A 16,396-nucleotide genomic window follows, 5' to 3' on the forward strand; every position below is an offset into this window, starting at 1 on the left:
GAGGTCACAGTATGACAGTTCGCACACAATACGAGGCCGACCTTACCGCCCTGAAGGCGGCGCTGGTCGAGATGGGCCAGAACTCCGCCGACGCTGTGGAGGCCGCGCTGGAGGCCCTCTGCACCGCTGACGCCGAGGCCGCTGCCGCCATCGTCAAGGGCGATGGCCGAATCAACAACATGGAGCGGGACATCGAGCATCGCTGCATGACCCTGCTGCTCCGCCAGCAGCCGGTGGCGGGCGACCTGCGCCGCATCTCCACGGCCATGAAGGTCGTTACCGACATCGAGCGCATGGGCGACCATGCCGCCGACATTGCGGAGATCATCCCCCACCTCGTCACCGTCCGCAGGGACGGCGACCCGGCGGTCAGCCAGGCCATCCGGATGGGCCAGAAAGCCCACAAGATGATCTTGGACGCCCTCGCCGCCCTGGCCGGGGAGGATGAGCCTGCCGCCCAGAAGGTCATTGCCGCCGACGACGAGGTGGACTATGACTTCAACGCCATCAAGCACACCCTCGCTGAGGAGATCGCCACCGACCCCGCCAAGGTGGACGCCGCGCTCGACCTGCTGATGGTCATCAAGTATCTGGAGCGCATCGGCGACCACGCCGTCAACGTGGCCGAGTGGGTGGAGTTCGTCCGCACCGGACGCTACCACAACGAGAATATGTTCTGAGTTTCTCCCGGAAGATTCTGTGTTTTCCTCACTTTTCCGGAAAAGCTGCCGCCTGTGCCGGGCGGCAGCTTTTTTGGTGTAAAATTGTGAAAGTTTTGGTCTGCTCAAAATTTTAGGGAACTGCTGCAATCTTTTGCCAGGTACGACCGTATTATGGTCAGAAGGGCTTCCCAGAAAGCCCATGGAACTGGCAGCGGCAGGCGTCCGGCATCCCCCTTTTGTCCCCTCGCCCGCCGCGCCGCAACGGAGGACCGGATTCTTATGAAACAGATGCAGAAATTTCCGCTGGAAGCGCGCGGCGAGACTGTCAGCCGGGAAGCGCTGGTCCAGGCGGCCTTACAGGAGATCACCCAGAACTACCGTGAAGCAAGCCTTTCCAACGTAGCGCGCACCTATGGCGTTTCGCTGGCCTATGTCAGCGAGTGCGTCCGCACACAGACCGGCAAGACCTACAAGGAACTGCTTCAGAAGCACCGGATGGAGACGGCGGCCCGCCTGCTGCGCCGCAGCGATTTGAACATCCAGCAGATCATCACCCAGGTGGGCTACGAGAACACGAGCTACTTCTACCGCCTGTTCCACGAGCGCTACGGCCAGAGCCCCCGCGAGTACCGCAATGCCCGCCAGCGCCGCCCCCATGCGTGATGTGCGAGTCCCTTTCCGGCGGCCCTCTCCGCTTTTTGGCGGAGGGGGCCGTTTTGTGTCCGGTCAAAACTGGAATTTCGGCACGGATTGTGATAAAATGAGACCAATAGACTGGATGCGTCGGTTTCTGCGCATCGCAAGAGAGGGTGAATGAACATGTTTCGTGGAGCGAGACGCTCTGATCTGGACGCTATCATGCAAATTTATGCCCGTGCCCGGCAGGAAATGGCCGCCAGCGGCAACCCGACCCAGTGGGGGACGAGTTTTCCCCCGCAGGACCTGATCGAAGAGGACATCGACACCAACCGCCTGTTCGTGTATCTGCACAACGGTGAGATGGAGGCCGTGTTCGCCTTCGTCCTCGGCCCGGACCCGACCTATGCAAAGATCGAAGACGGCCAGTGGCTGAACGATGCGCTGCCCTATGGCACCATCCACCGGCTGGCCTCGGCGGGCAAGCGCCCCGGCGTGGCGACCGATGTCATCAACTGGTGTCTGGAGCACTGCGAGAGCCTGCGGGCCGATACCCACGCGGACAACAAGATCATGCAGCACCTGCTGGAAAAGAACTGCTTCACCCGCTGCGGCATCATCCATGTGGCCGATGGAACGCCCCGCATCGCCTACCAGCGCCTGTCGCGGGAGGGGATGGCACGATGAAGGAATCGCTAAACGAAGCCGTTGCCGCCCTGCGGCCGGAAATGACCGCCGCTTTGCAGCGGCTGGTGCGGAAGAAGAGCGTGGAAGGGCCGGAGCTGCCCGGCAAGCCCTTCGGTGCAGATGTGGACGCCTGCTTTACGGAGGCGCTGACCCTCTGCCGTGAGCTGGGGTTCGAGACGACCGACCTTGACCGGTACATCGGCTGGTGCGAGATCGGTTCTGGCGACGAGATGGTGGCCGTGCTGGGCCATCTGGACGTCGTGCCCGAAGGCGAGGGCTGGCACCACCCGCCCTATGGGGCCGAGATCGTGGACGGCCGGCTCTTTGGCCGGGGGGCCATCGACGACAAAGGCCCGGTGGTGGCCAGCCTGTTTGCGCTGAAGGCCATCCGGGACCTGAACATCCCGCTCCGGCGCCGGGTGCGTCTGCTCTTCGGCCTGAACGAGGAAACCAACGACCGGGATGTCTTCTATTACCGCGACCACGGCGGCGAGATCCCGGTGCTGGGTTTTACGCCCGATGGCGAATACCCGCTCATCAACGGCGAAAAGGGCATCCTGAACGAGAGCTATGCGGTGCAGCTGCACCAGACCGGGGCCTGGAAGCTGGTCTCGGTCCGGGGCGGCGTGGCCGGCAATGTGGTGCCGGACTACGCCTGCGCCGAGTTGACCGCTCCGGCGGGGGCTTCCCTTCCGGCGGCTGCGCACATCACCTGCACCGCCATCCCCGGCGGCTGGAAGGTGGAGGCCGACGGCGTTTCGGCCCACGGCAGCCACCCCGAACAGGGGCAGAATGCCATCGGGCGGCTGGCGCTCTATCTGAAGCAGCTCCCGCTGGAAGGCGACGCACAGAAGGCCGTGACCTTCTTGGCAGAAACGCTGGGCATGGACCCCTACGGCGAACGGCTGCTGGGCCACCGGCTGGAAGACGACCTCTCCGGCTCCATGAGCTGCAATCTGGGCCTCATCGAGGGCGACGAGACGCACCTCTGGGTCAAGCTGAACTACCGCTACCCCGTCACCAAAACGGTGGACGACTGCGCCCCCGCCGTCAAGGCCGCCTTCGAGGCCGCCGGCTGGGCGCTGGACCAGTCCGTCCATAAACAGAAGCTTTATTACCCGGAGCAGACCCCGCTCGTGCAGGCGCTGCTGGGCGTCTACCGCGACGCCACCGGCGACCGGTCTGCCCCCAAGTGCATCGGCGGCGGCACCTATGCCAAAGTCCTGCCGAACACGGTGGCCTTTGGCCCCCTCTTCGACGGCGACCCGGTGACGGAACATCAGCCGGACGAGTTTATCGACCTGGACCGTCTGGTGCAGAACGCACAGATCATTGCGCAGGCTGTGGTCAAACTGGCCAACCTGCCGCTGGAATAAGGAGGATGGGCGTATGAAGATCACGCAGGTGCGGCTGGGCCGCATTTCCACCCCGCTGCGGGTGCCGTTCAAAACGGCATTGCGCACCGTCAACAGCGTCGAGGACGTTATCGTGGAGCTCCACACCGACACCGGTGCCGTGGGCTACGGTGAGGCACCGCCCACCGGCGTCATCACCGGCGACACGGCCGGGGCCATCATCGGGGCCATTCAGGACCACATCGCCCCGGCCATCCTCGGCCATGACATCGACGAGTTCGAGGACCTGACCGCTGCCGTGCAGAAGGCCCTCGTCCACAACACCAGCGCAAAGGCTGCGGTGGATATGGCACTGTGGGACCTGCTGGGCCAAAAGTACAACGCCCCGGTCTACCGGATGCTGGGCGGTGCCCGGAAGAACATCGTCACCGACATCACCATCAGCGTGAATCCGCCGGAGGAGATGGCGCGGGATGCCCGCACCGCCATCGCCCGCGGGTACGACTGCCTGAAGGTCAAGGTCGGCATCGACCCGGAACTGGATGTGGCCCGGCTGGCCGCAGTCCGCGAGGCGGTGGGCAGAGAGGTCTGCATCCGCATCGACGCGAACCAGGCCTGGAACGCCAAGCAGGCCGTCCGCATCCTGAACCAGATGCAGGACAAGGGGCTGGACATCGAGTTCGTGGAGCAGCCCGTCCCGGCGGCAGACCTGGAGGGGATGCAGTACGTCACCCGCCACGCAGACGTCCCGGTGCTGGCCGACGAGAGCGTGTTCAGCCCGGCGGATGCCCTGAAGATCATGCAGACCGGCGCGGCCGACCTCGTGAACATCAAGCTGATGAAGTGCGGCGGCATCACCAACGCGCTGCGGATCGCGGCGGCGGCAGAGGTGTACGGCGTCGAGTGCATGATCGGCTGTATGCTGGAAGCAAAGATCTCGGTCAACGCTGCCGTGGAGCTGGCCTGCGCCAAAAAGATCATCACCCGGATCGACCTCGACGGCCCGGTGCTGTGCAGCGAAGACCACATCCTCGGCGGTGCCGTCTTTGACGAAAAGAACATCACCGTCTCCGATGCGCCCGGCCTCGGCATCCAGGGCTTCGTCCCCGGCAAGGTGCAGTATCTCGGCTGAACTGTGAAAAAACGGACCTCCTCCCACCTGAAAACAGACGGGAGGAGGTCTTTTTCTGTCGAATTGTATTCCGTGCAAGGACGATAAAAAACTTCGTGTTTGGAGATGGGTAGATGAAAAGCCGAAAAAAGTGGGCGAAATCGTTGACTTTTTGGGAGCAGAAGGCTATAATTACACATGTTCCGTGTAGAGGAATGGGAAAATCTGTGCGCGATGGACGCACAACAAATGGAAAGAGGAGTGTTTGAATATGAAAACGCTGAAGGCTCTCGTGGCAAAGTACAATGCCGCCAGCCTCATCCTGCGCATTCTGGTGGGCCTGCTCGTCGGCGTGGTGCTGGCGCTGGTGGTGCCCGGTGCAGGCTGGGTGGAAGAGTTCGGCAATCTGTTCGTCGGTGCGCTGAAGGGCATTGCCCCGGTGCTGGTCTTCGTCATCGTGGCAAGTGCACTGGCACAGGGCACCTCCAAATTGGACCGCCGATTCGGCACGGTCATCTGGCTGTATATGCTGACCACCTTTCTGGCGGCGGCCATTGCGGTCGTCACGAGCTTTCTGTTTCCGCAGACCATCGTTCTGGCAGAGGCTGCGGAGTCGGAAGTGGTGCCGCAGGGCCTTGGCGAGGTGCTGAGCACCCTGCTGACCAACTTTGTGGCAAACCCCATCAGCGCCCTGCTGAACGGCAACTACATCGGCATCCTGTTCTGGGCCTGCCTGTTCGGTCTGGCAATGAAGAAATACGGTGCGGAGAGCACCAAGGTCTTCCTGTCCAACACCGCCGACGCGGTGTCCCAGATCGTCCGCTGGATCATCAACCTGGCCCCTTTCGGCATCATGGGTCTGGTGTATACCAACGTGGTGAACAACGGCCTGTCCATCTTCACCCAGTACGGCAGACTGCTGGCCCTGCTGGTCGGCACCATGCTCTTCATGGCATTGGTGGTCTCGCCGTTCATCATCTTCCTGTATCTGCACTGCAATCCGTATCCGCTGGTCTTCCGCTGCCTGCGTGAATCCGGCCTGACGGCCTTCTTCACCCGCAGCTCGGCCGCGAACATCCCCGTCAACATGGCCCTGTGCGAGAAGCTGGGCCTGGACAAGGATATGTATTCCGTCTCCATCCCGCTGGGCGCGACCATCAACATGGACGGCGCGGCCATCACCATCACCATCATGACGCTGGCTGCGGCCAATACGCTGGGCCTGCAGGTCTCTCTGCCTGCGGCTATTCTGCTGTCGGTCATGTCGGCACTGGGTGCCTGCGGTGCCTCCGGTGTGGCGGGCGGCTCCCTGCTGCTCATCCCCATGGCCTGCTCCCTGTTCGGCATCTCGAACGACATCGCCATGCAGGTCGTCGGTGTCGGCTTCATCATCGGCGTCGTGCAGGACTCCGTGGAAACGGCCCTGAACTCTGCCGGTGACGTCGAGTTCGCCGCCACCGCCGAGTATCACCAGTGGCGCAAGGCAGGCAAGCCCCTGCCGGAGTTCCTGGGCGGAAAAAAGTAAAACGAAAACGCACATCGGCCTCCCTGCTGTTCTGGCAGGGAGGCCGTTTTTGCTGCATGGGTCTGGGGCGGATCGCAGGTTTTCGGCTCCAGAATAATGGAACAGCCATGTGCTCGTCAATGTATACAAGAAGTTTCGCGCAGAGGAAAAACCTTTTGTGAACGAGAGACAATGAACGAAAAAACGTAAAAAATGCAACCGTAAATTCATAGAATGTTCATAGTTCGTTCTGCTTTTCTTCATAAATGGATGGCATAATATGGCCATCCCAAGAGGAAGAGGAGATGAAAATTATGAAGGTTCTGAAGAAGATCGCTCAGATCATCGGCGAGGTTTGCTCCGTCAACGCTGGCATCGATTTCTACGCTGGCTAATGAAAAGTTCTGGTTCCTGTGGGAAAGTGGAACACGAACTTTTGAGCAGATAAAAAAGCAAAACGCTTTGATGATAGAACAAAGGGGAGCCCCCGCAGCCATCTGGCTTGCAGGGGCTCCCCTTTTTGCGTCCGGGAATGGGTCAGTCGATGAAGTTTGCCTTTTGCAGGGCGGTCAGGATGAGCGGGATGAGGATGAGCTGGGCGATGATGCCGGGGATGGCGGTGAGCAGCGCACCGGACAGGAACGCCGAGAACGGGAAGGCCGAGCCGGACAGACCCGCCAGCACGAACCGTACGGCACCCCAGACCAGACGGCCCGCCACCATAGCGGTGACGAGGGCGGCATACATCATGGGCAGCGTGTGCCGGACTTTTTTGTACATCCAGCCCGCCACAGCGCCGTAGGTGGCCAGCTCAAAGGCCATGGCGATGGCGATGGGGTACAGCGGGGGCATCCCGAACAGCACCGAGCGCAGCAGCGGCGCGAGGAAGCCCAGGGCCAGGCCCCAGGGGCCGCCCAGCACAAAGCCGGCCAGCAGAACCGGAAAGTGCATGGGGCAGAGCATGTTGCCGACCTGGGGCACATGGCCGGTGATCATGGGCAGGACGAAGGCCAGCGCCAGAAACAACGCGGCCAGAACGAGATCCCGTGCGGGAGAGTGGGTCTTGGTGTTCATGAATGGTTCCTCCTCTGGGCAGACAAAAAAGGGGCCTGCCCCGGCGTTCCTCGCCAAAGGCAGACCCCTTCATGGTGTCCGTTCAACAATCTGCAATGAAAAAAATGAAGCCGGGCTTCGGCCCGGTGCCCGGCTTCGTGCCGGAATTGTGAAAATTATAGCAGATGCGGCGAACGCTGTCAAGATGGAAGAAAGCCTTGCAATTTTCACAAAAACGGAAGCAATTGAGCAGCTTTTTGCTAATTGATGTACATTTTGACGAAAGAACCTTGACGTTTTTACATAGAATAGATAATATATACTTGAAAAATAGCGTATTGGGGCGCAACAGCCCGCTGCGCAGACATTCCGATGCAAACGCTGAGGTTCATACGGGAGGACCATCATGACAAATGCAGAAAAACTCACCCTGGCAAAGCACGCCTGCCACATCCGCATGGGCGTGATCGAGGGCACGCACAGCGCCAAGTGCGGCCATCCGGGCGGCAGCCTGGACATCGCCGAAGTGTTGTCCTACCTCTATTTTGTAGAGATGAACGTCGATCCGAAGGCTCCGAAGGACCCGGACCGTGACCGTCTGGTGCTCTCCAAGGGCCACGCAGCCCCCGGCCTGTACGCAGCGCTGGCCGAGCGCGGCTTCTTCCCGGTGGAAGACCTCAAGACTCTGCGCAAGATCGGCAGCTACCTGCAGGGCCACCCCAATATGAACAGTGTGCCGGGCGTGGATATGTCCACCGGCAGCCTGGGCCAGGGCATCTCTGCCGCCGCCGGCATGGCACTGGGTGCCAAGCACGCAGGTAAGGCCCTGAACGTCTATGCCATCGTGGGCGACGGCGAGGTCGAAGAGGGCGAGTGCTGGGAAGCCTTTATGTTTGCCGCACACTACGGCCTGTCCAACCTCTGCGTCTTCCTGGACCGCAACCGCCTGCAGATCGACGGCCCCACCGAGAACGTCATGAGCAGTGAGCCGCTGGAAGATAAGCTCCGCGCCTTCAACTTCAATGTCCTGACCATCGACGGCCACGACTACGACCAGATCGAGAAGGCCATCGCAGCCTTCCACGCAGAGAGCGAGAAGCCCACCTGCATCCTGCTGGACACCATCAAGGGCAAGGGCGTCTCCTTTATGGAAAACGCCGTTGACTGGCACGGCAAGGGCCCCAATGACGAGGAATATGAGATCGCCATGAAGGAACTGACCGCAGCCTACGCCGCGCTGGAAGAGGAGGAAAAGTAAGATGGCAGATGTGAAGAAGATTGCGACCCGTGACAGCTACGGCAACACCCTGAAGGAGCTGGCTGCAGAGGGTCACGACGACATCGTGGTGCTGGACGCCGACCTGGCCGCCGCCACCAAGACCGGTATGTTCCGCAAGGCGTATCCGGACCGCCACTTTGACTGCGGCATTGCCGAGGGCAACATGATGGGCGTGGCCGCGGGCCTGGCCACCATGGGCTATACCCCGTTCGTTTCCAGCTTTGCCATGTTTGCTGCGGGCCGTGCCTTTGAGCAGATCCGCAACTCCATCGCCTACCCCCGCCTGAACGTTAAGATCGGCGCGACCCACGGCGGCATCTCCGTCGGTGAGGACGGCGCTTCCCACCAGTGCTGCGAGGATTTCGCCCTGATGCGCAGCCTGCCCGGCATGACCGTCATCTGCCCCGCCGATGACGTCGAGGCCCGCGCAGCCGTCCGCGCCGCGTATGCGATGCAGGGCCCGGTCTACCTGCGCTTCGGCCGTCTGGCAGTGCCCGTCTTCCACGATGAGGCCAACTACCACTTCGAGCTGGGCAAGGGCGAGCAGCTCACCGAGGGCAACGACATCGCCATCATCGCCACCGGCCTGATGGTCAACGAAGCCCGCCTGGCGGCAGAGCAGCTGGCCGCTGAGGGCATCCACGCCCGCGTCATCAACATCCACACCATCAAGCCGCTGGATGAGGAGATCGTCATCCGGGCGGCAAAGGAGTGCGGCAAGGTCATCACCGCCGAGGAGCACAGCGTCATCGGTGGTCTGGGCGAGGCCGTCTGCGCCGTCCTGAGCGAGAAGTGCCCCACCCTCGTCCGCCGCGTCGGTGTGCAGGACAAGTTCGGCTGCTCCGGCCCGGCCTGGGATCTGCTGAAGCTGTACGGCCTCGATGCCGCCACCATCTGCAAGACGGCCCACGAGATGCTGTAAGAAGAACTGCAAATGCAAAGCGCCTGTCGGCAGATGCTGACAGGCGCTTTTTGCTGGGTTCAGATGCGGGTGAAGGGCACCATGCCGTGCTCTTCGGGGGTGTAGTATTCCATCAGGGCCAGATAGTTCTCGCCCTCATGGCAGTAGGCGGCGCGGAGGACGCTGTCCAGTTCGCCCCGCATCGAGACGAGCTTGACGATGTACTGCGCCATGATCCGGACGATGTTGGACTCGATGCCGTAGCACAGGCCGACGGCCAGCACCGGGATGATGATCTGCTGGGCCAGCAGGGGCACGTTCTGGCCGAACCGCTCCAGGATGGGGCGGCTCATTCTGGAAGCGGCCCAGACGCTGCGGGCGATGGTCCAGAAATCGAACTGGTGCATGTTGGAAAGGCTCTGCAGCCGGAGGACGATCTCCTCGTCGGACAGGATCTTGCCGTAGAGCGCCTCGTCCTCGGTGCGGATGAAGGCGCATTGCAGCATGTCCATGACGGCGGGTTCGAATTTTTCGTGGAAGATCTCCTTGCTGCCGCAGAAGTTCTCGACCGCGCGGATGACGGCAGTGGCGTCCTCGGCGGTGGCAAGGCTGCTGATCTCCAGCGGCACCGGCCCGTAGGAAGCGCCCAGAGCGTCGAGGTCAGCCAGCTCGGTCCGGTTCCGGGTGGCGGGCAGGAAGCGGTCGTTGCCGTTGCGGTGGTAGCCCCAGTCGGAGGGGAGCACGCGGGTGACGAGGTCGCCGCTGGAAAGGATGTTGAAGATGTTACTCTCACCCCAGGTGACGCGCAGCGAGCCGTCGGCCTTGTGGTTGTTGTCGAAATCCAGCTGCATGTCCGGCTGGTCGGCGGCAGTCAGGGCCGCAGGGGTGGCAAAGGTGTAGACGAAGCAGTTGGCCTTTTCCAGCTGCGGCAGGGCGTTCAGCGCCTTGGCGGAAAGGAGGTTCGCAATGATGGCTCCGCGGCTGTAGCCGCCGATCCAGAGCTTGAGCTCACCGGGGTCTCCCTCCTGCCCGATCTGCGCCAGATAGGCCTTGAGGGAGGCAAACACGGCGGCCACTGGCGTCGTGAAGCCGTAGTGGGCGCTGGTGGAGCCGGTGTGGACGTTGCTGGCCCACTCGCCGCCATAACCGCCGCCCCGCAGCATCAGGGCCACGAGGGTGCGTGTTTTGCCGTTGTGGATGTAGCGCTTCCGTGCCAGTGAGTAGCCCACGAAATCCCCGGCCTTGCCAGTGTCGATGTCGTAGTTGTAGAAACGGGCATCCCCGAAGCCCAGCAGCTCATAGGCGGCGGCGAGGTTCGCCTCGCGGCCCACAGAGCCGTTGACCCAGTACTGCGGGATGCTGACAGCCGCAGTGAACGCGGCCATGACCATGCCCAGCGTCACGAAGGCCAGCTGGTGGTCGTACTCGGTGGCCGGGTGGTCGAACAGGCTCTCGGAGTAGTAGAAATCGTGGGTGATATCCAGATTGCTCAGGATGCTGAGAAACGGCAGCGGATAGGTGCCATCCGGCACGGCATGGCCCACCGGCTGCGCCGCAGCGGCAGAGCCAGCCGGAAGCAGCAGCCCGCCGACGGCCGAAAGCCCCAGCGCCTTGCAAAAATCCCGTCGCTTCATACGATGTCGTCCCCTTCCTCAATTTTTTCTAGTATATCGCATCCCGGCACCAAAAATCAACGGGGCAGCTGCATTTTGCAGCCGCCCCGCGGTGTGTTATCATGAGATTCAGTCGAGGTGCTGGCAGTACTCGACGATGTGGCGGAACATCTGTTCCACAGCCGGAGCCATGGCGGTGGGCCGCTGAACGGCCAGACCGACCACGCGGTCTTCTTCCGGCTGGATGGGATAGATCTTGACCCCGGCCGTGCACTTGCGCAGCAGCATCCGGGGCATGATGGAGATGCCCAGACCGGCTTCCACCATCGCGATGTTGGACTGGTCGTCGATGACGTGGCAGCGGCGCTCAGTGGCGATGGAATATTTCTTGAGGAACTGGCGCATCTCGGCGTCGGTGGCATCCCACTGGACGACGAAGTTCTGGCCGTTCATCAGCTCTGGCGTCATCACGCCGCGGGGCGGTTCGGGCCAGTCCATGGGGGTGATGCAGAGCAGCGGCTCACGGAACAGCTCGGTGAGGGTGAACTCCTCCCGGCAGTTGTTGGAGAGGAAGGCCATGTCTACCTGCCCGGTGCGCAGCCACTCCTTCACGTCGTCGTAGGTGCCCTGATAGACCTCGACCTCGATCTGCGGGAACTGGGCCATGAAGCCCTTGAGGATGTCGGGCAGCAGCCCGGCACAGACGGAGTTGAAAGCGCCCAGCTTCACTTTGCCCTTCTCCAGGCCGTTCAGCCGTGCAATGCTCTGCTGCAGGGCCTCGTCGCTGTTCAGGACGGCCCGGATGGACGGATAGAGCGAGGCACCGTAGCTGGTCATGGTGACGCCGTTCTTGCCGCGGTTGAATAAGGTAAAGCCCAGCTCAGCCTCCATCACCGCAATGGCGTGGCTGATGGCAGACGGGGTCAGGTGCAGCTGCTGGGCGGCTTTGTTAAAGCTGCCCTGCCGCGCGACTGCGTCGAAAATTTCATAGGAAAACAGCGTCATATCCCATGCCTCCTTCCGTTTTCTCGTTCGGAGACGCTTCATTCTCTGTGAATCTTTTTCATCTTTGATTTGAGATAGTTCAATTATCTTCTTGATTGTACTATTCCGGGCTCGTTCTGTCAAGCATTTTCGGGCCGATTTCTGGGCACGGCAGGCGGATTTTGTCAAATCGGATGCAGGATTTGGAGAAGAGAGATCGTATAAAACAAAAGAATGAAAAAAGACACGGTGCAAACGATTGAAATGAGGAAATTGAATGGAAACACTTCAGACACAGACCCGGCCGGGCCTGAGCGGAACGGCGCTCAAGCTCGCTGCCTGCATCACCATGCTCATCGACCACATCGGGGCCTCCTGCATTGAGGCGACCTATGGGGTCGCATACCGGACGCCGCCGCAGATCCTGCAACTGGATCGGGTGCTGCGGCTCATCGGGCGGCTGGCCTTTCCCATCTTCTGCTTCCTGCTCGTGGAAGGCTTCCTCCACACCCACGATGTGAAAAAGTACATCGGGCGGCTGTTCCTGTTCGGGCTTCTCAGCGAGGTACCCTTTGACATGGCTTTCTTCAAGACGCCGTTCCATTGGGGCAATCAGAACGTGTACTGGACGCTGGCGCTGGGCGTGCTTGCCATGGCGCTGCTGCAAAAATCCGAGGATGCCGACGGCAATGCGGCCTGGACAGGCCGTCTCGCAGCGCTGGCCTGCGCAGTGATGGCCCAGCTGGCGGGGACAGATTATGGGGCCATTGGCGTCGCGCTCATCGTGGCGCTGTACCTGACCCGGAACGACCGGAGGTATCAGTGCATCATCGGCGCGGTGCTGATGCTGTTTGAGATCACCGCCCCGCTGGCGTTCGTGCTGCTCTGGTTTTACAACGGTGAGCGCGGCCGCTGCCCGCAGTGGGCCAAATGGGCATTCTACGGGTTCTATCCTGTGCATCTGACGCTGCTGGCGCTGGTGACGAATCTGCTCCTGGCATGAAAAAAGCCGCCCCGGAAGCCCCGGAGCGGCTGCTTTTTTGTGCCCGACAATGGAAAAAGCCCGATGAACTCAAAGGATCATCGAGCTTTTTCTTGGCGGAGTAGGAGGGATTTGAACCCTCGCGCCGTTGTTTAGACGACCTACGCCCTTAGCAGGGGCGCCTCTTCGGCCTCTTGAGTACTACTCCAGAGCAAAGTGTGTTACACTGATTCAAAAAAATGGCGGAGAGAGTGGGATTCGAACCCACGGTGCGTTGCCGCACGGCAGTTTTCAAGACTGCTTCCTTAAACCACTCGGACATCTCTCCTCGTGGGCACCCGCACACGCCGTACCGAATGCCTATTTAATTTACCAGATTTCCAGCCTGCTGTCAACCCCAAATTAAAAATTTCTCCACGATGCAGACCAAAAATGATTTTGCGACAACTTTTTTTCGAGCCAAAACAAAACTTTCTCTTTACTTGCACAGCCTTTTGTTGTATAATAAAAACAGCAAGAAACAAACCCGACGGACGAGAACAGAGGAGTGTTGAACGATGTCGTTTCCGGAGCTGTTACGGCAATGCCGCAAGCAAAAGCATATGAGCCAGGCGGAACTTGCGTCACTTTTGGGCGTTACCCAGCAGGCAGTGGGCAAATGGGAGAGCGGGAAAAGCTCCCCGGACCCTGCCACGGTGGCCAAGCTTGCCGAGATCCTGGATACCACCGCAGACTACCTGCTGGGCCTGTTCGATCCCGCCAGCGAGGGCCAGACCGAGGAGCGCTTCTTCGGCAGCTATGTGTACAGCCTGATCCCGGTCATCGGCACGGTCAAGGCCGGTTACGGCGCGCTGGCCTATGAGGAGGACTACGGCAAGGAATATGCCCGCGTCAAAGACCCCTCCAGCTACTTCTATCTTGTGGTGCGCGGCGACAGTATGGAACCCCGCATCCACGATGGCGATCTGGCTCTGGTGCACCGGCAGGATACGCTGGAAAACGGCGACCTGGGCGTCCTGATCTACGGCGACGAGGGCGAAGGCACCCTCAAGCGGTATCTGCAGCGGGGCAACTGCGTCGTGCTGCAGCCCTTCAACCCGGCTTACAAGGAGCTGGTCATCAAGGGCGAAGACCTGAACCGCCTGCACATTGCAGGCCGCGTGGTCGAGACCAAGGCCAAGTGGTAACCAATTTGCGCTGAAAAGGCTGCTGCAAGGATGCGGCAGCCTTTTTTGATAAACGAACGGAGGTGCGGCATGGAACAGTCGCTGATGGAAAAGCTGACCATTCTGGCAGACAGCGCGAAATACGATGTAGCCTGCACGTCCAGCGGAGCGTCCCGCGCGGCAAAGGCGGGCAGCATGGGCAGCTGCTACGCGCCGGGCTGCTGCCATGCCTTTACGGCGGACGGCCGCTGCGTCAGCCTGCTCAAGGTGCTGATGACCAACTGCTGTGCCTTCGATTGCAGCTACTGCGTCAACCGCAGGTCCAACGATGCGCCCCGCGCTACCTTTTCGCCGTGGGAGCTGGCCGAGCTGACCATCGAGTTCTACCGCCGCAACTACATCGAGGGGCTGTTCCTGTCCAGCGCGGTGCTGGTCAGCCCGGACTACACCACCGAGCGGATGCTCAAGACCCTGCGCCTGCTGCGGAACGAATACCATTTCGGCGGGTACATCCACGCCAAGGCCATCCCCGGCACCAGCCCGGAACTGCTGGAGCAGCTGGGTTTTCTGGCCGACCGTCTGAGCGTCAATGTGGAACTGCCCAGCGAGAGCAGCCTGAAACTGCTGGCCCCGGACAAGGGGCGGCACTCCATCTTCCGGCCCATGAAGCAGATCGCAGTGGAGGGAGCCGCCAACCGGGAGGAACTGACTCTCTACCGCAAAGCGCCCCGGTTCGCGCCCGCCGGTCAGAGCACCCAGATGATCGTGGGGGCTTCGCCGGAGACGGATCATCACATCCTCAAGCTGACCGAGGGGATGTACCAGAAATACAGCCTCAAGCGGGTGTTCTACTCCGCCTACATCCCCGTGGCCGAGGATACCCGCCTGCCCGCGCTGGACACCAAGCCCCCGCTGCTGCGGGAGCACCGGCTCTATCAGGCGGACTGGCTGCTGCGGTTCTATCAGTTCAAAGCGGACGAGATTTTGGACGCCGATCATCCGAACTTCAACCCCTATCTGGACCCGAAATGCAACTGGGCGGTCCAGCATTACGGGCTGTTCCCGGTGGACGTGAACCGGGCCTCCTTCGAAATGCTGCTGCGGGTGCCGGGCATCGGCCCCAAGAGTGCCCGGCGCATTTGGCATGCCCGGAAACAGGCCTCGCTGGGGCTGGATGAGCTGAAGCGGATGGGCGTGGTGCTCAAGCGGGCCCAGTATTTCATCACCTGCCGGGGCTTTGCCGGAGCGCATCCGGGGCGGGGCAGCGCGGGCCGGGAGCGGATCACGAGCGCCCTCATCGACCCGAACGTCTTCAGCGGCGGCGTGGAGCAGCTGAGCCTGTTCTCGCCGCCCGCCGTGGACAAGCTGGTGGCACAGGGGGTGCCGCCCCACGCGGCCCAGAAGCTGGTGCGGGAGGAGGCAGTGCAATGTCTGGCCAGAGCACTGTAAACCCCGCCCGCAAGCTCCACGATGCCGCAGTCGTTTACCTCTACGACGGCAGCTTTGAGGGCTTTCTCTGCTGTGTCTTCGAGAGCTTTGCCCAGCACGAGATCCCGTTTGCGGTCTGGACGCCGGAGCGGGAGACCGCCACCCTCTACCCCTTCAAGGACATCGCCACCGATCACGAAAAAGCCCGGCGGGTGTTTGCCAGCTTTGGCCGGAAACTGGGGGCCGAGACGGAATACCTCGTCACGCGGGACTTCCTCTCCGGCCGGGAGGACAAGGAACTGCTTCTCATCCGGTTTCTGCATCTGGCCTTCGCGCTGGGGCCGGGCACGGTCAAGCGGGCAGGCCACCCGGACGTCGCGCCGCTCTACGAGATGAAAAAGAGCCTCGACTGGGAGGTGGACAAATTTCAAGGGTTCGTCCGCTTCGAGGAACACGACGGGATGCTGGGTGCGGTCATCCACCCGAAAAACTACATCCTGCCGCTGCTGCGGGGGCATTTCTGCGGCCGCTTTCCGGAGGAAGACTTCATGATCTACGACGCGGTGCACCAGGCAGTGCTGCTGTATCGGGATCACCGGCCGCAGCTGCTGGAACTGGCCGAGCCGCTGGAGCTTCCTCCGCCCAGTGAGCGGGAGCAGCAGTTCCAGGCGCTCTGGAAGCAGTTTTACAAAACGCTGGAGATCCAGGCCCGCCACAACGAGCGGGGCCGCATGACCCACTGCCCCAAACGCTTCTGGGCCGATCTGACGGAGCTGCGGGAGGAACTGTGAAGCAGCGCGGAACTTCTTGTATTGTGCCGAATGCTGTGATAAAAATCAGAACCGGGAGATACCATGCGGCATCTCCCGGTTTTTGTATCTTAAAGATATTCTTCAAAATATTGCTCGGAAAAAGAAATGCTCCTTTTTCAAGGGAGCAAGTCTTCTCAGTGAACTTTTCTTTTGTTTTACTTGGTCGCGTTCTACGAGACCATCTTCGGCAGGTCTTCCTACATTTATAGTATACGGCTTTCTG

At 61.2% G+C, this 16,396-nt stretch carries 16 protein-coding genes and 2 tRNA genes; 13 read left to right on the forward strand and 5 right to left on the reverse strand.

Features of this window, described 5'->3' with window-relative positions; all coding sequences use genetic code 11:
* The first annotated feature begins 11 nt into the window (after positions 1-11).
* The 6 genes from phoU to sstT all read left to right on the forward strand — a co-directional run bounded on the left by phoU (position 12) and on the right by sstT (position 5,976).
* A complete protein-coding gene (gene phoU, locus J3350_RS11190; RefSeq protein ID WP_207686678.1) occupies positions 12-680 on the forward strand; it encodes a phosphate signaling complex protein PhoU in 669 nt (222 codons plus the stop codon).
* Positions 681-941: 261 nt separating this feature from the next.
* On the forward strand, positions 942-1,325 hold the full coding sequence (locus J3350_RS11195) for a helix-turn-helix transcriptional regulator (protein WP_097791744.1): 384 nt from the start codon (positions 942-944) through the stop codon (positions 1,323-1,325).
* Between the two features lie 150 nt (positions 1,326-1,475).
* Entirely contained in the window at positions 1,476-1,985 is a 510-nt protein-coding gene (locus tag J3350_RS11200; RefSeq protein ID WP_370569316.1) for an N-acetyltransferase, read from the forward strand.
* Positions 1,982-3,361, forward strand: coding sequence for a Sapep family Mn(2+)-dependent dipeptidase (locus tag J3350_RS11205; RefSeq protein ID WP_207686679.1), 1,380 nt, complete (start codon positions 1,982-1,984; stop codon positions 3,359-3,361). The genes J3350_RS11200 and J3350_RS11205 overlap by 4 nt, the downstream gene beginning before the upstream one ends.
* Positions 3,362-3,374: 13 nt before the next feature.
* Complete coding sequence (locus tag J3350_RS11210; protein WP_097791745.1) at positions 3,375-4,472, forward strand: dipeptide epimerase; 1,098 nt, start codon at positions 3,375-3,377, stop codon at positions 4,470-4,472.
* Between the two features lie 259 nt (positions 4,473-4,731).
* The gene (gene sstT, locus J3350_RS11215; RefSeq protein WP_207686712.1) at positions 4,732-5,976 is read left to right on the forward strand and encodes a serine/threonine transporter SstT; all 1,245 of its coding nucleotides are present in this window, start codon (positions 4,732-4,734) and stop codon (positions 5,974-5,976) included.
* A 516-nt stretch (positions 5,977-6,492) separates the two neighbouring features.
* Here the strand turns inward: sstT and J3350_RS11220 are convergent.
* A complete protein-coding gene (locus J3350_RS11220; RefSeq protein WP_097791747.1) occupies positions 6,493-7,029 on the reverse strand; it encodes an ECF transporter S component in 537 nt (178 codons plus the stop codon).
* Here J3350_RS11220 and J3350_RS11225 point away from each other — a divergent pair.
* From J3350_RS11225 to J3350_RS11235, 3 genes are all read left to right on the forward strand, one after another.
* A complete protein-coding gene (locus J3350_RS11225) occupies positions 7,019-7,276 on the forward strand; it encodes a hypothetical protein (RefSeq protein ID WP_207686680.1) in 258 nt (85 codons plus the stop codon). The two genes, J3350_RS11220 and J3350_RS11225, sit on opposite strands and share 11 nt — an antisense overlap.
* 138 nt (positions 7,277-7,414) lie before the next feature.
* Positions 7,415-8,266, forward strand: coding sequence for a transketolase (locus J3350_RS11230; RefSeq protein ID WP_097791749.1), 852 nt, complete (start codon positions 7,415-7,417; stop codon positions 8,264-8,266).
* Between the two features lies 1 nt (position 8,267).
* Positions 8,268-9,209: a transketolase family protein gene (locus tag J3350_RS11235; protein WP_207686681.1), complete on the forward strand. Its 942-nt coding sequence runs from the start codon at positions 8,268-8,270 to the stop codon at positions 9,207-9,209.
* A 59-nt stretch (positions 9,210-9,268) separates the two neighbouring features.
* On the opposite strand, the gene J3350_RS11240 is transcribed toward J3350_RS11235, so the two are convergent.
* Both J3350_RS11240 and J3350_RS11245 read right to left on the reverse strand, forming a co-directional pair.
* On the reverse strand, positions 9,269-10,822 hold the full coding sequence (locus J3350_RS11240; protein WP_207686682.1) for a lipase: 1,554 nt from the start codon (positions 10,820-10,822) through the stop codon (positions 9,269-9,271).
* A gap of 108 nt (positions 10,823-10,930) precedes the next feature.
* Entirely contained in the window at positions 10,931-11,806 is an 876-nt protein-coding gene (locus tag J3350_RS11245) for a LysR family transcriptional regulator (RefSeq protein ID WP_097791752.1), read from the reverse strand.
* Positions 11,807-12,062: 256 nt separating this feature from the next.
* On the opposite strand from J3350_RS11245, the gene J3350_RS11250 reads away from it, so the two are divergent.
* Positions 12,063-12,788, forward strand: a complete 726-nt coding sequence (locus J3350_RS11250) for a TraX family protein (RefSeq protein WP_207686683.1) — start codon at positions 12,063-12,065, stop codon at positions 12,786-12,788.
* Positions 12,789-12,881: 93 nt separating this feature from the next.
* Here J3350_RS11250 and J3350_RS11255 read toward each other — a convergent pair.
* Positions 12,882-12,975, reverse strand: a tRNA-Ser gene (locus J3350_RS11255).
* 32 nt (positions 12,976-13,007) lie between these two features.
* Positions 13,008-13,095 (reverse strand) — tRNA-Ser (locus J3350_RS11260).
* A gap of 229 nt (positions 13,096-13,324) precedes the next feature.
* Between J3350_RS11260 and J3350_RS11265 the strand changes: the two genes are divergently transcribed.
* From J3350_RS11265 to J3350_RS11275, 3 genes are all read left to right on the forward strand, one after another.
* A complete protein-coding gene (locus tag J3350_RS11265) occupies positions 13,325-13,954 on the forward strand; it encodes a LexA family transcriptional regulator (protein WP_097791754.1) in 630 nt (209 codons plus the stop codon).
* 69 nt (positions 13,955-14,023) lie between these two features.
* Positions 14,024-15,382 (forward strand): putative DNA modification/repair radical SAM protein, encoded by a 1,359-nt coding sequence (locus tag J3350_RS11270; RefSeq protein ID WP_207686684.1) that lies wholly within the window; start codon positions 14,024-14,026, stop codon positions 15,380-15,382.
* A complete protein-coding gene (locus tag J3350_RS11275; protein ID WP_207686685.1) occupies positions 15,361-16,152 on the forward strand; it encodes a TIGR03915 family putative DNA repair protein in 792 nt (263 codons plus the stop codon). Before J3350_RS11270 ends, J3350_RS11275 begins: the two co-directional genes overlap by 22 nt.
* The last annotated feature ends 244 nt before the right edge of the window (positions 16,153-16,396 follow it).

Origin of the sequence: Faecalibacterium sp. Marseille-Q3530, from assembly GCF_017377625.1 — a bacterium.
Lineage (GTDB): Bacteria > Bacillota > Clostridia > Oscillospirales > Ruminococcaceae > Faecalibacterium > Faecalibacterium prausnitzii_E.